Raw genomic sequence first — 13,764 nt, forward strand, 5'->3', positions numbered from 1 at the left:
TGTTTTTTCAATCCATATATATCCTACATAAATAGAATTATATTTGAACATATAAACTGAATTTCTTAAGAAAATTTTTTGTATAAAGTTACTTTTATCATAAGTACCTAAAAAGTCTTTTTTTAAAAATTTATCTGATTTTTCTATCATAGGTTTTAAATAAATTAAATTTTTAGATTTTAATTTCTCATATGTTATCATGCAAAACCTCCTATCATTATAAATAGAAGAGGCTGTATCAATAGATACAGCTCTCTATTAAAAATATTTTATTTTAAACATCTTTTATACTTAAACTAATTCTTTTATTTTCACCATCAACTGAAAGTATTCTTGCTTTAATTTCTTCACCAACTGATAAAACATCTTTTGGGCTATTTATTCTATTATGGCTTATTTTTGAAATATGCACTAATCCATCAATTCCAGGTTCTAATTCTATAAACGCTCCAAAGTCATTTAATCTAACAACCTTTCCAAGTACTATAGAATCCTCAGGATATTTTTCATTTATATTAGACCAAGGCTCTGGAGTTAATTCTTTTATGCTAAGAGAAAGTTTTTTATTTTCTCTATCCATATCTATGATTTTTACATCAATAATATCACCAGCTTTTAAATAATCTTGAGCTTTTTTTACGTGATTCCAAGAAATTTGTGATAAATGTACTAAACCATCAATTCCACTAACTTCAACAAAAGCACCAAAGTCAGTAAATCTTTTAACTTCTCCTTTAACTATATCTCCTATATTTAAAGAACTCCAAGCTTTTTCTTCTTTTTCTTTTTGTATAACTTCTTGAATAATTCTTCTAGATGCAACTATTCTTAAAGGTCTTTCTAATTTAAACTCTATAAGTTTAACTTCTATAATTTTATTTAAGAATTCTTCTTTATTTTTTATGAACATTACATCAATTTGAGAAGCTGGGATAAAAATTCTTATTCCTTTATAAAATCCAACTAATCCATTTTCTTTAATTTCTGAAACTTTAATTTCAAAGCTTTTATTTTCATTAAAAAGAGTTCTTAATTCTTCAATAGCTTCTTCTTTTTCATATTCTAATCTAGATAAAACAACAAGATTATCTTTATTAGCAATTTGAATTACTTTAGCTTTTATAGAATCACCTACATTAAGTCTTTCTAAAAATAATTCTGGATCTTCTTTTGAAGTAATTTCTTTTAAAGGTATTATACCATCTGTTTTATATCCAATAAGAGATATAGTAATACCATCTCTTGTAATAGATAGTATTTCTCCTGTTACTTCATCGCCAACTCTAAATCTTCTGTCTATGGCATTCATTAATTCTAATTGTTCATTGCTTACGCTGTTTTCATTATTTAGCATAAATTTAAACCTCCCTAGTAATTCAATTATGGAAATTCCATACTTTTTCTCTTGAATTTTAATAAATTATTTTAACCCATTTTTCATAATAGCCATTACTTCTTCTATAATCCAATCAGGAGTTGAAGCACCAGCTGTTATTCCAATGTTTTTAAAATTAGCATTTTCTATATAGTTTTTAGGTAAGTCATTGGAATTTTCAACATGTATTGTATTTTCACAATGCTCTTTTGCAATTTGGTATAGTTTTGTTGTATTTGAGCTATTTTTGCCGCCAATTACAATCATAGCATCTACATTTTTAGATAATTCTAAAACACTTTTTTGTCTTACCTCAGTTGCAGAACAAATAGTATTAAATGCTAGTAACTCTTTAGTCATAAAAGATAAATTAGAAATAGTTTTTTTCCAATTAGATTCTTTTTCTGTTGTTTGAGAAACTACACATACTTTTTTTGGTACTTCAATATCAAATTCTCCATTTAAAGTTGTAATTGCTGAATTGTTACACCAACCATTTATTCCAATTACTTCAGGATGATTTTTATCTCCTAAAATAACTATGTTATATCCTTTGTCAGAATATTTACGTACTTTCTTTTGTATATTTGTTACAAATGGACAAGTTGCATCTATAACAATTAATTTTTTTTTATTTAATAATTCTATTGTTTCTTCAGGTACTCCATGAGATCTTATTACAATAATATCTCCTTCGTTTAAAGAATCAATATCATCTAATTCTATTGAAAATATATTATTCTCTTTTAAATAATTTACAACATCATTATTGTGAATTAAAGGTCCAAGAGTATATATTTTTTTCCCATACGTCTCTTGTATTTCTATTGATTTTTCTACAGCTCTTTTAACGCCAAAACAAAATCCAGCGCTTTCAGCTAATATAACATTTCTCATTTAATATTCTCCCATAAAAAAACTATATTATTTATTTAGTTTTAAATTTATTTCATCACAAATTTTATCAGTAACTTCATTTATGTTAAGTCCTGTAGTATCAATTTCTACTGCATCTTCAGCTTTTTTTAAAGGATCTATAGCTCTTGTACTATCTTCATAGTCTCTTCTTATAATGTCTTTTAATATTTCATCATATGAACATTCAATATTTCTAGCTTTCAATTCTTTAAATCTTCTTTCAGCTCTTTCTTCTGGAGTTGCAGTTAAGAAAAATTTAAATTTAGAATCTTTTAAAACTACAGTTCCAATATCACGCCCATCCATTATAACATCAAATTTTTTTGACATTTCTCTTTGTAATTCAACAAGTTCTTCTCTAATTTCTTTTATAGAAGCATAAGAAGATACTATTGAGTTTATATGTGGCATTGTTATTTCATCTTGAACATTTTTACCATTTAAATAAAGGTCATCATTTTCAAAATGCATTTCTAATGTTTTTATCATTTTTAATATTTCTGATTTATTTTCAGGTTTTAATCCGTTTTTATCTGCAACTAATGCAACTGATCTATACATAGCCCCAGTATTTATATACATTAAATTAAATTTTTTTGCTACAAGTTTTGCAATCGTACTTTTACCAGCACCTGCTGGTCCATCTATTGCTACTGATATTCTCAAAGTTAATCCACCTTTCATTCTTTACGTTTACAGATTTATTATATAGCTTTATTGTTTTTTAAACAAGTTATTTAGATATTACTTCCAGCAACATATCCTGTAGAAAGAGCAATTTGTACATTATATCCTCCAGTAAAAGCATCTACATCTATTACTTCTCCAGCAAAAGAAAGATTATCTATTAATTTACTTTTCATAGTTGATGGATCTATTTCTTTTGTATCTATTCCTCCGGCTGTAACAATTGCTTCTTCTATTGGCCTTAATCCTTTTACTTTCATTCTAAAATCTTTTAATAAATTTAATAGCCTTTTTCTCTCTATTTTAGTTATTTCATTTACTTTTTTGTTTTCATCTATTTCTGATAATTTTATTATTACTGGTATTAATTTTTTAGGCAATAAATTATCAAGAGAGTTTTTAAATGATTTATTTATATATTTTTTAAAGTCATTTTGAATTCTTAAATCTAACTCTTTATTATCTAAAGCTGGCTTTAAATCTATTGATATTTCGTATTTACCATTCTTTATAAATCTACTGCCACTTAAAACTAATGGACCAGAAATTCCGAAATGAGTAAATAACATTTCACCAAAATTATCATATATTTTTTTATTATTTTCTATAATAGATAAATTTATATTTCTTAGAGATAATCCCATAAGATCTTTTACAAAACTCTCTTTAATTTCTATTGGAACTAAGGAGGGTTTTAATGGGACTATATTATGACCTAAAATTTTACTCATTTTTTGACCTTCACCTTTAGAACCTGTTAAAGGATATGAAGCTCCTCCAGTAGCTAATATAATATGATCAGCTTTCAAAACTTCATTATTATTTATTTCTACTGCACTGATAGTTTTATTTTCTTTTATTAGTTTTGTAACATTACAATTTAATCTTACTTTAACTCCTGATTCTTTTAATGCTCCTGATAAACCTTTTATTATATCAGAAGATTTATCATAAAAAGGAAAAACTCTTCCGCCTCTTTCACTTTTTAATTTGATTCCCCTACTTTCAAAAAAATTTATTGTATCCAAGTTTGTAAAAGTATATAAAGAGCTGTATAAAAAATATGGATTTCCCGGAATGAAATCAAAAAATTCAGATATATCTTTATTATTAGTTACATTACAACGTCCCTTTCCAGTTATAAATAACTTTTTTCCAACTCTTTCATTGCTATCTAAAAGAATAACTTTATGATTTTTACTTGCAGATATTGCTGCCATCATTCCAGCTGGACCAGCACCCACAACAATAACTTTACTCATATTATCAGCTCCTTCAATAATTATAATGATAATTTTACTATATAAATTATGTATTGTTAAATTTATTGTTTATTATTTTAAAAAAATCTACTTCATTTAATATTACTATATTTTTACCAGATTCAATTAATTTTTCAGTCTTTATTTTTTTTATTGATTTAGTATTATTACGACATTTTGTTCCGCATATCAATACATCAATATTTTTAGAAAAATTACTTACAGGAATTCCTTTATAGTCTCTTATTATTTTGAAAGCTTCTCTCCTAGTTATAAAATTTAATCCTCCAGTAAATAAAACTATTTTTCCTTCAAAAAAGTTTTCTTTATCAAAATCAATTAAATAATTTTTTTCTTTTGAATTGTATATATTAATCAAATCTCTAATAATGTAATCTTCTTTTGTATTTAGATATAGTTTCTTTGAAATTTTATTAAATAGGGTTAAATAAAAGATACATTCTTTATTATTAGGTAAATTTATATTTGAAAAAAATTTTTTATTAAATAATTTTATTAAATCAGATATAAGTATATAATTTATTTCTCTATCTATAAATAGATTTTTTATATTATTAAAATCTAAATTATCTTTTATAATAAAGTACTCATTTGAATTTAATGAGTTTAAAAATTTAATTACTTGTTTTGAAGAGGTATAATCAAAAATTTTATAAATAAGTTCAAAATCTCTTTTAGCGATTATTATTTCTATTTTTTTATTTAAGTAATTTATTAAAATAAAATCCATTTGAATCACCTAACATTATAAAAGGCTAAAAGTTACTTACTTTTAGCCTAAAATTAAATATTCTATTTTTCTAAATCAGAAATTGTTTTATTATTTATTTGATATATTTTATAATCTTGCCAAATAGTTTCTAAAGATACAAATATATCTGAAATATTTTCCTTTTCACGCATTCCAACTGCTATTATAAGTGCATTAACTAGTGAAAGTGGTGCAACTAGTGAATCTACAAAAGAAGCCATATTACTTTCTGCTATTAATGATAAATCAGATTTTACTGCAAGAGGAGAAATTACACTATCTGTTATTGCAACAACTTTAGCTCCTCTAGATTTTGAAAAATCTAAAGCATCAATAGTTTTAGATGCATATCTTGGAAATCCTATTCCAATGACTAAATCTCCTTCTTTTACATTTATTATCTGTTCAAAAATATCAGATATTCCATAGCTAACAGTTCTAACATTTTGAAGAATAATGTTTAAGTAAAATCCTAAAAATTCTGCAACAGCAGTAGAACTTCTAAGACCTATTATATAAATGTTTTTAGCTTTAAATATTTCATCAATTACTTCTCCAAAAATTTCAGGATTAATTTTTTCTAAAGTTGAACGAATATTCTCCATATCAGATTTTAAAACGCCTTTTAAAGCATCTGCATCAGAAATATAATCATTAGATAATTCTAATCTTTGTACTGTAGTAAGTTTATTTTTTATAAGTTCTTGAAGAGCTTTTTGTAGTTTTGGATACCCTGAAAACCCTAATTCATTTGCAAATCTTACAACAGTTGATTCAGATACTCCAACAGCTAAACCTAATTTAGCTGCAGTCATAAAAGCAGCTTTATCATAATTATTTAATATATAATCTGCAATTAACTTTTGCCCTTTACTAAGTTTTGAAAATCGTACTTGAATTAATCTCATTAAGTCTTTATTATCATTTTTATCTATATTTTCAATTATGTTCATCACAATCTACCCACTTTTCATATTTAATTTAAGCAAAATAATTTTAACATTTAGTGATTGTTTATGCAATTGGAATTTCATAAATATGGGAGTTATTTTTCAAATAACTGAAATTTTAACGAATTATTAACTTAAATTTATATATTATTTTTTTCTATTATAATTAGCTTAGGTGCTAGGTTACTACGATTTAAAAATTTATGTTCCATAACAGCAAATTTATTTTTAGGAAGTTTTTTTACAAATTCCATTATGCAAGATTCTTCTTTAACACCTTCATCATGACCAATATAAATACAAATTGTCATTATTCCTCCTGGTGATAAAATTTTTAAACCTTCTTCTATACTCTTAATAGTAGTATCATATGTAGTTGTTATACTTTTATTTGATGAACCTGGTAAAAAGCCTAAATTATACATAATTGCATCTACATTTTTTTCTTCTATAAATTTTATTATCTCGCTGTGAGAATTATTAATAACAATAACATTATCATAGTTATTATTAGAATATTTTTCGCAAGCTGATTTTTGTATATCAAAAGAATATACTTTTTTAAAATTTGATTTTAAAAAATCAGAATCATGACCATTGCCTAAAGTACAATCTACTCCAATATTTTTATTTTTAACATAATTTAAAATTATATTTTGCGCAATTTTGCTTATATCACCTATATAACTATACATAATAAACTCCTTTCATAATTAAGACAATATATATCACAAATATATAAATTGTATTTAAATAATAATATAAAATAAATATAATAATTTATTTTATATTATTATTTAAACATAAACTATAGCTAAATTGAAAATAAACACTACTATTTCTATAAAAATATCTATTTGATTCAATAATATTTTTTATTTACTATTCTTTTAATATATAAAAAAACTAGTAGAGAGATTTAAAAACCTCTCTACTAGTTTTTTGTTTATTGCTGTAAGTCAGCTATTATTTTAACAGAAACCTATTCCGCCAAATAATAATAGCCATAATAATGGATTATTTCCGAATCCAGATCCACACCCAAATCCGCAATTTCCAAATCCACAATTATTAAATCCACCGCATCCACAATTGTTAAATCTACGGCATCCACAATTATTAAATCCACCGCAACAATTATTTGAGACACAATTACAACTACAACAATTTCTTCTTCTAGACATAGTTGATCACTCCATTTCTTTTGTATATTAGTTATTTATATATAATATGATATTTTTTTTTAATTGTTCTATTTTTATTTACGAGGATATTTATTTAGAGTATAATATAAATAGAAATATATTTGAGGAGTGATTTTATGGATAAAAGAAATAGAGCTATTGTTCCGAGAAATGTAGTTAATGCAAAAATGATGTATATGTTATATATATTAAAAGAATTATCAAAAGGTAATACTGTTTTTGGAAACAGAGTACTATCTGACTTTAAAGAAACTTTTGAAACATCAGCTTTACCATTTCCTGTTTCATCAAGTACTGTATATGAAAGTCTTTATGAATTAGAGAAATGTGAATATGTTGTTTCACGTTGGACTGGAGATGAAGTTTCTAATAAAAGAAGTAAAAAGATATATTCTATTACAGATAGTGGATTAAATTTTTTAAATAATCATATAGCTGATTACATTTCAAATTTAGATAAAACAAAATCAACTTTAGATAAAATAAAAACTATGTTATTAAAATAAAATTAAAGTTATAGGATATAAATAATTCCTATAACTTTAATTTTTTTCTTTCTGTATACTTTTATTTTTAATTGAAAGTCTGTCTTTTAAAATATTTTCTTCAGTACATAAATAATCTAACCTTCTTAAAATTAATTTATATCCTTCTTTTATGTACTCATTTCTACAAAGTTCTTTGTAAGTTATTTTTTCTATATCTTCTTCTAAAATTTTTTCATAATTATTACCATAAATTTTTTTTATTATCGCATAATATCCAATTAATAATGTATTTTTATCTGCACCCTTTTCTATATCTTTATTTACCTTTTCTATTATTCCATATAATTGATAAATATAACTTAATTCTTTTAAATTATATTTATCACTCAATGAAGCTATTGCACATGAATAATTTTTACTTATAGGTAGTACATTAATATATTCTAAAGAATCTTTGTTTAATATAAATCTTATACTTTGATATATGGCTATACATATATCCAAACGAATAACATTAGCATTTGCGCATACTTCTTTTATTTTAAATTTTTCCTCATATTCTCTGTTTTCTATTAACATATCTTTTTCTTCTCTTCTTTTTATTTCATGCATTCTATTATTTATTATCCAACTAAAAAGAGCCCCAAGAAGAGATCCTGTAAGTATTGATATAGCGGATATTATTGATGTTATTACTGGAATTGGCATATATATCTCACCTCTTCTTAATTTTCATAATACATATTATTCCTAAAACTGATATTTTTATAACTAAATTTTATTTAAAATTTACATGTTAACAAATACAGTTCTTTGTTTTTTATTTATATATAATTTTTTCACAAAAAATAGGTATAATATATTTATAATTATTGGGAGGAATACTAATGTTAAGAAATAACCTTATTATTTTAAGCATACTATCGATGCTTATTGCGCAATTTTTAAAAATACCAATTGGTTATATAATAGATAGAAAAATTAATTTTAATAGAATGTTTGAAACAGGTGGAATGCCTAGTTCTCACTCTGCTTTTATTGTATCTCTTACAGTTGGAATTGGCAGAATTAATGGAGTAAATTCATCAATATTTGCTCTTTCATTTGTTATGGCCTGTATAATTATGTATGATGCAATGGGAATTAGAAGAGCTGCTGGACAACATGCTAAGCTTCTAAATATAATAATGTCCTCAGAAAACCAAAATGAAAATAAAAAATTTGGGCTTCCACAAATAAAGCTTAAGGAACTTTTAGGTCATACTCCTTTTGAAGTTCTTGGTGGAATAGTGTTAGGGCTAATAATGGGATTTGTTTTTCCATTATAAAAAGAATCACATTTAAATGTGATTCTTTTTTAATTTCATAAATAATCTATATAAATTATATGCATCATCTCCGGAATTATGTTGCTTCCCTTCAAAAGATAAATTAAACTCTTTTAATGCATTATTTAAAGATAACATGTCCTCTTTCTTTAAAATATCTTTACATAGCACTTCTTGAAAGTCTATATTATTTTTTAAAATTGATTTAGCACAATTACTTTTTAGCATATTACGCCTATAATCATTTTTTAATACACTTATATCATTTCCACCCCAATAAAAATATAATGCATTTTCATCATCAATCCATTTTTCTAAATTTTTAAAAACTTCATTAAAACCTTCTGCTAAATCTATATCTTCTTGCTTTAAAGCTGTTATATCAATACATTTTTCTGTTAACTCTTTTACTCCTCTAGGTTTTACTAGACTATAAAATCTATTATACTCTTTAGTCTTAGTATTTATTTTACAAGCACCAACGCTTATAATTTCTACACTTTTAAAATCAGATAAACAATTCATTTCAAAATCAAAAAATACTAGGTTATTTGTTATTTCTATCTTTTCCTTCATATCAGTTAAAGTTGAATTTCTTTTTAATAATTTTCTATATTCTTTACTAGCTTTTTTACATTTTAAATAAATTGTAATTGGAACTCTTCTTTCGTTATTTATTATCTTATTTATTTTTTCTATTTTTTTATAAGAGATTTTATTTATTTTCTCTAAAAAGAATTTAATATTTTTATGTTTTTCTTTAAATTCATTATTCAATATAGATAAAGCATATTCATTATTTGTAAATAATATTACTTCTGAATTTTTATCTATTTCATTTATATTTATTAAAGCTAAGACATTATTTAAAATATATTCTAAGCTCTCTATAGTCATTGAATCTACATCATCATTTTTTAATGTTTTTTTTATTTTTATAAAAGTTTTTCCTGTAACTACATTTTTCATTGCATAATTTAATCTATATTTTTCATAAGATTCTTCTATGCAAAAGTAAACTCCTAATTTATCTTTCATTAGTTTATTTCCCTTCAACAATCTATTATTTAATGTTATTCTATCATTTTTAATATTTATTTTCTATATTCATGTTTTTAAATATATATACTTATAGGCATTACTTGTATTGAATTACAAATACATATATCTCCTAACCTCGGTATTGTTATTCCCAAATCTATATTTGAAAATATACTATCTACCTTTATTAGAAGTTCTTTATAAAAATATTCTTGATTCAACTTTCTAAGTAAATTTATATCTTCATTTGAATTAACTCTTCTCATAACTTTACCAACTATATTTATATTGCAACCAATACTTGAATTCCTAAAGCAATTTTCATTACAAAAACACTTAGAATTAATTTGTAAAATACAATTCCCTTTATCATGCTCTATAAGTAAATCAAATATATTTCCATCTGATAATTTTTCTTTTATTTTTTCTAATAATATTTTTATTTTAGAAGTATTTAACAATTCACTTGAAGGTATATAACTATCTATTATTTCACTTCCATATGTTTCTATTATCAATAAAATGCTTTCAATATAACTAAGTATAGTATTGCCAATTAATCGTCCTTTTATAAATATATAGTCTCCTTCATTACATTTATCTCCTATACAAAAATTATTTAATCTTCCCATTTTTATTAAACCATTATAAAAATTTTGATGATATACATACGAAGTATAAATTTGTTTAATTTCTTCCTCACATCTAGCATTTCCCCTTTGCTCTTGCACTTTATCATGGTCATTACACATAGTCTTTGTTTCTGCATCAGAAGATGCAGTTCCTTTAAATCCTTCTCTTTTATCTTTATTATTTCTTTCTTCTAAATACATTGTGTCTGTTCTTCCAGATTTACATCTTTCTGAAACTCCTATATCCCATGATTTTCTTCTTGTTCTTATATCTATATATCCAACTATTTGCCCTTGAATAGAACTAATACTCTTTACTAAAACTTCATCTAAATATATTAATATTCCTAAATTATCGAACATTTATATCACCTCATATATATACTTATTCAATACATTATATTAAATTTACTATTTATAGTTATTTTATAGCTTTAAATCTATTTACAATGTATAATGAAAATATTAATTACAAAGGAGATTTATAATGGAAAACTTAAATTTAAATGAAAATTTAAAAACTGCATTAAAAACTAAAAATTTTAATAGTCTAACTACAGTTCAATTAAAATCAATCCCTATGATATTAGAAGGTAACGATTTAATCATAGAATCTAAAACTGGAAGTGGTAAAACTTTAGCGTTTCTTCTTCCATTATTTCAAAAAATTAATTGTAATGAAAAAACAATTCAAGGTATAATTTTAGCCCCAACTCAAGAATTAGCTTCTCAAATTTTTAATGAGGCTAATCTACTAAAAGAACAATCTAACATAAATTTAAAATCTGCTCTAATAATTGGTGGAGCTAATATAAATAATCAAATAAAAAAAATTAAAGAAAAACCTAATTTAATAATAGGAACACCAAAAAGAGTTTTAGAACTTATAAAGTTAAAAAAATTACCTTGTCATAATATAAGAACTATTATATTTGATGAAGCAGATCATATTTTAGATAAAAGTAATTTCAAAATTACAAGTCTTATAAGAAAATCTACTTTAAAAGATACTCAAATAATTGCTTTTTCAGCTACTATAGATGAGGGAACAACTTCAAGAGCTTTATCATTAATGAATAAAGGTAAAGTATTAAAAATTAGCCAAGATACTTTAAGTTCTAATGTAGAGCATATAATAATTGAATCTGAGAGAAGAGATAAATATGAAGTTACTAATAAAGTTTTAAATGCTATAAATATGAATAAGTGCATAATTTTCACTAATTCACAAAATGATATTAATTTACTTAAAGAAACACTTGATTTTCATAAGAAAGATTGTATTGTGTTAAGTGGTGAGAAAAACAAAAAAGATAGAAAATTATCTTTAGAGAAGTTTAGAGATAGTAATATAAATATACTTATTTCTTCAGATTTAGGGGCAAGAGGTCTTCACATAGATGGTGTTACTCACGTCATAAATTTAGATTATCCTTTAATGTCTAATGAATATGTCCACAGAGCTGGTAGAGCTGGTCGTGATAACACAAATGGATTATCTATATCAATAGCTACTAAAAGAGATTTAATCTTTATAGATAAATATTCTAAAGAATTAAATATAAAGTTTACTATAAAAAAATTAGTAGATGGATTTATAGTATAAAAAAATAAAGGCGTTTTATGCCTTTATTTTTTATATATTTTGGGATACTACATATAAAATAGTATAAAAAACATGTAAAATATTTACTGAAGTATATAATGTCAATCCTAATAAAACTATATAGTTTATATGATATAATTCAAGCTTATTTGCATATCTAAACAAAATTCCAAGAAAAAATAATACTAATCCTATTATCACTACCTTTAATATAAATCCTTTTAAAGGATTTTCAACAAAGCTAGTCATTAAAAAATTTCCTTCATAAAACATTTCTGTATTTATAAGAAAAATAGTAAATATAAAATCCGATATATTTAATATATATATAAGTAATAATTTAATCTTAATTTTTTCATAAGAAGAATTCAAAATAAAATTTAAAATAAGGCAACACCTCCTAATAGAAAGTATTGCCTTATTCTATAATTATAATCTTTATTTTTTATCTATTTCAAATGAATAAATATTTGTCGCATTTACTTTTACATTTTCTCTATATGTAAATAATCTATTTATAATATCATTGAATTCTGCTTTTGTTTTTTCGCCTTCATATGCATCTTCTGGAAAACTTACTCTTACTTTATTAGCTTTATGCATATATTTTTTTTCAGGTTCCATAGGAGCTGGCTTAAATTTTAATGTTATTACTGCTTTATCTGCTAAAGCAAGTGCTATATCATCAATATATCCTTCAAAAACACCAATTTTTTCAACAGTTGATCCTTCAAAGTTTCCATATGTTGAAACTTCCCATCTTCCATAAACACTTCTAAAGCCCTCTGCTAAATCTGACACATCTATATCATCACTTTCAAGTGATTTACCACATATAGGACAAAACATATATTCAGAATCATAATAATTATCACATTTAGCACAATACTTGGTATTAGTATCCTTATTTTTTAAGTCATTCATAATATTTCCTCCTTAAATAACCTAATAAATTCTTTTTATTTATTATACTAAATTTTCAATAAATTTCATCTTAATAATTTTAAATTTTATAGATTGTTCATAGCTGCAATATAATTTATTTCTATAAAAAGAGCTATAGAATATTCTATAGCTCACAAAATCAAAATTATCTGTTATTTCTTTGTTGCTTTCTTGCTCTTCTACAATCTGGGCATCTAACTGGATCATTATCAAATCCTTTTTCTTTGTAGAACTCTTGTTCTCCTACTGTAAATATAAATTCTTTTCCACAATCTTTACATGTGATTGTCTTATCTGTCATAATAATTTCCTCCTAAAATTTAAAGATTCTAAATGGATAATAATCTCTAACTAAGAAGAAACTAATTATCTAATTTAAAACTTTTTATTTGTAGTATTTACTACAGTGTATATATTATCATATATAACCTTTAATTTCAATATTTATTTAATATGTATTTTTCAGTAAAATTATTAACAAACTAATTTTTCACCATAAATATTTAATTATTAATACTATAAATTATCTTTTAAATTTAATTCAGTATAATATAT

At 23.5% G+C, this 13,764-nt stretch carries 15 protein-coding genes and 2 pseudogenes; 3 read left to right on the forward strand and 14 right to left on the reverse strand.

Features of this window, described 5'->3' with window-relative positions:
* From CLTHE_RS11820 to CLTHE_RS11855, 8 genes and pseudogenes are all read right to left on the reverse strand, one after another.
* Positions 1 to 201 (reverse strand): annotated as a pseudogene (locus tag CLTHE_RS11820) (GNAT family N-acetyltransferase); the annotation flags it as partial.
* Between the two features lie 73 nt (positions 202 to 274).
* A pseudogene (locus CLTHE_RS11825) lies at positions 275 to 2,272 on the reverse strand (bifunctional 4-hydroxy-3-methylbut-2-enyl diphosphate reductase/30S ribosomal protein S1).
* Positions 2,273 to 2,299: 27 nt separating this feature from the next.
* Complete coding sequence (cmk, locus tag CLTHE_RS11830) at positions 2,300 to 2,959, reverse strand: (d)CMP kinase (RefSeq protein WP_080023608.1); 660 nt, start codon at positions 2,957 to 2,959, stop codon at positions 2,300 to 2,302.
* 71 nt (positions 2,960 to 3,030) lie between these two features.
* Positions 3,031 to 4,242: a BaiN/RdsA family NAD(P)/FAD-dependent oxidoreductase gene (locus CLTHE_RS11835; protein ID WP_080023609.1), complete on the reverse strand. Its 1,212-nt coding sequence runs from the start codon at positions 4,240 to 4,242 to the stop codon at positions 3,031 to 3,033.
* 46 nt (positions 4,243 to 4,288) lie between these two features.
* On the reverse strand, positions 4,289 to 4,993 hold the full coding sequence (locus CLTHE_RS11840; RefSeq protein ID WP_080023610.1) for a BRCT domain-containing protein: 705 nt from the start codon (positions 4,991 to 4,993) through the stop codon (positions 4,289 to 4,291).
* A gap of 62 nt (positions 4,994 to 5,055) precedes the next feature.
* Positions 5,056 to 5,967, reverse strand: a complete 912-nt coding sequence (locus CLTHE_RS11845; protein ID WP_002597789.1) for a MurR/RpiR family transcriptional regulator — start codon at positions 5,965 to 5,967, stop codon at positions 5,056 to 5,058.
* Positions 5,968 to 6,104: 137 nt separating this feature from the next.
* Positions 6,105 to 6,659 carry a tRNA 5-(aminomethyl)-2-thiouridylate-methyltransferase MnmM gene (gene mnmM / locus CLTHE_RS11850; RefSeq protein WP_080023611.1) on the reverse strand — a complete coding sequence of 185 codons (555 nt, stop codon included), beginning with the start codon at positions 6,657 to 6,659 and terminating at the stop codon, positions 6,105 to 6,107.
* A 276-nt stretch (positions 6,660 to 6,935) separates the two neighbouring features.
* Positions 6,936 to 7,148 (reverse strand): hypothetical protein, encoded by a 213-nt coding sequence (locus CLTHE_RS11855; protein WP_080023612.1) that lies wholly within the window; start codon positions 7,146 to 7,148, stop codon positions 6,936 to 6,938.
* Positions 7,149 to 7,285: 137 nt separating this feature from the next.
* Between CLTHE_RS11855 and CLTHE_RS11860 the strand changes: the two genes are divergently transcribed.
* Positions 7,286 to 7,675, forward strand: a complete 390-nt coding sequence (locus CLTHE_RS11860) for a PadR family transcriptional regulator (protein WP_002597786.1) — start codon at positions 7,286 to 7,288, stop codon at positions 7,673 to 7,675.
* 36 nt (positions 7,676 to 7,711) lie between these two features.
* Here the strand turns inward: CLTHE_RS11860 and CLTHE_RS11865 are convergent, their stop codons facing one another.
* Positions 7,712 to 8,365 (reverse strand): hypothetical protein, encoded by a 654-nt coding sequence (locus CLTHE_RS11865; protein WP_002597785.1) that lies wholly within the window; start codon positions 8,363 to 8,365, stop codon positions 7,712 to 7,714.
* Positions 8,366 to 8,544: 179 nt separating this feature from the next.
* Between CLTHE_RS11865 and CLTHE_RS11870 the strand changes: the two genes are divergently transcribed.
* Positions 8,545 to 8,985, forward strand: a complete 441-nt coding sequence (locus CLTHE_RS11870; RefSeq protein ID WP_242945644.1) for a divergent PAP2 family protein — start codon at positions 8,545 to 8,547, stop codon at positions 8,983 to 8,985.
* A gap of 12 nt (positions 8,986 to 8,997) precedes the next feature.
* Here CLTHE_RS11870 and CLTHE_RS11875 read toward each other — a convergent pair whose 3' ends face one another.
* Both CLTHE_RS11875 and CLTHE_RS11880 read right to left on the reverse strand, forming a co-directional pair.
* Positions 8,998 to 10,023, reverse strand: a complete 1,026-nt coding sequence (locus CLTHE_RS11875; RefSeq protein WP_080023614.1) for a 3'-5' exonuclease — start codon at positions 10,021 to 10,023, stop codon at positions 8,998 to 9,000.
* A gap of 77 nt (positions 10,024 to 10,100) precedes the next feature.
* Positions 10,101 to 11,021: a hypothetical protein gene (locus CLTHE_RS11880; protein ID WP_080023615.1), complete on the reverse strand. Its 921-nt coding sequence runs from the start codon at positions 11,019 to 11,021 to the stop codon at positions 10,101 to 10,103.
* Positions 11,022 to 11,145: 124 nt separating this feature from the next.
* Here CLTHE_RS11880 and CLTHE_RS11885 point away from each other — a divergent pair, with 124 nt between their 5' ends.
* Positions 11,146 to 12,264, forward strand: coding sequence for a DEAD/DEAH box helicase (locus CLTHE_RS11885; RefSeq protein ID WP_080023617.1), 1,119 nt, complete (start codon positions 11,146 to 11,148; stop codon positions 12,262 to 12,264).
* A gap of 30 nt (positions 12,265 to 12,294) precedes the next feature.
* On the opposite strand, the gene CLTHE_RS16550 is transcribed toward CLTHE_RS11885, so the two are convergent.
* From CLTHE_RS16550 to CLTHE_RS11900, 3 genes are all read right to left on the reverse strand, one after another.
* Complete coding sequence (locus CLTHE_RS16550) at positions 12,295 to 12,636, reverse strand: DUF5658 family protein (RefSeq protein ID WP_080023620.1); 342 nt, start codon at positions 12,634 to 12,636, stop codon at positions 12,295 to 12,297.
* Between the two features lie 66 nt (positions 12,637 to 12,702).
* On the reverse strand, positions 12,703 to 13,188 hold the full coding sequence (locus tag CLTHE_RS11895) for a hypothetical protein (protein WP_002597779.1): 486 nt from the start codon (positions 13,186 to 13,188) through the stop codon (positions 12,703 to 12,705).
* A 166-nt stretch (positions 13,189 to 13,354) separates the two neighbouring features.
* Positions 13,355 to 13,510 (reverse strand): zinc-ribbon domain-containing protein, encoded by a 156-nt coding sequence (locus CLTHE_RS11900; RefSeq protein ID WP_002597778.1) that lies wholly within the window; start codon positions 13,508 to 13,510, stop codon positions 13,355 to 13,357.
* Positions 13,511 to 13,764: the final 254 nt, after the last annotated feature.

Source organism: Clostridium thermobutyricum DSM 4928 (assembly GCF_002050515.1).
Taxonomy (GTDB): domain Bacteria; phylum Bacillota; class Clostridia; order Clostridiales; family Clostridiaceae; genus Clostridium; species Clostridium thermobutyricum.

Bases quoted from the DNA above. Each gene is read 5' to 3' on its own strand.
- CLTHE_RS11835 (WP_080023609.1), bottom strand. From the start codon at position 4,242: ATGAGTAAAGTTATTGTTGTGGGTGCTGGTCCAGCTGGAATGATGGCA.
- CLTHE_RS11840 (WP_080023610.1), bottom strand. From the start codon at position 4,993: ATGGATTTTATTTTAATAAATTACTTAAATAAAAAAATAGAAATAATA.
- CLTHE_RS11845 (WP_002597789.1), bottom strand. From the start codon at position 5,967: ATGAACATAATTGAAAATATAGATAAAAATGATAATAAAGACTTAATG.
- mnmM (WP_080023611.1), bottom strand. From the start codon at position 6,659: ATGTATAGTTATATAGGTGATATAAGCAAAATTGCGCAAAATATAATT.
- CLTHE_RS11855 (WP_080023612.1), bottom strand. From the start codon at position 7,148: ATGTCTAGAAGAAGAAATTGTTGTAGTTGTAATTGTGTCTCAAATAAT.
- CLTHE_RS11860 (WP_002597786.1), top strand. From the start codon at position 7,286: ATGGATAAAAGAAATAGAGCTATTGTTCCGAGAAATGTAGTTAATGCA.
- CLTHE_RS11865 (WP_002597785.1), bottom strand. From the start codon at position 8,365: ATGCCAATTCCAGTAATAACATCAATAATATCCGCTATATCAATACTT.
- CLTHE_RS11870 (WP_242945644.1), top strand. From the start codon at position 8,545: ATGTTAAGAAATAACCTTATTATTTTAAGCATACTATCGATGCTTATT.
- CLTHE_RS11875 (WP_080023614.1), bottom strand. From the start codon at position 10,023: ATGAAAGATAAATTAGGAGTTTACTTTTGCATAGAAGAATCTTATGAA.
- CLTHE_RS11880 (WP_080023615.1), bottom strand. From the start codon at position 11,021: ATGTTCGATAATTTAGGAATATTAATATATTTAGATGAAGTTTTAGTA.
- CLTHE_RS11885 (WP_080023617.1), top strand. From the start codon at position 11,146: ATGGAAAACTTAAATTTAAATGAAAATTTAAAAACTGCATTAAAAACT.
- CLTHE_RS11895 (WP_002597779.1), bottom strand. From the start codon at position 13,188: ATGAATGACTTAAAAAATAAGGATACTAATACCAAGTATTGTGCTAAA.
- CLTHE_RS11900 (WP_002597778.1), bottom strand. From the start codon at position 13,510: ATGACAGATAAGACAATCACATGTAAAGATTGTGGAAAAGAATTTATA.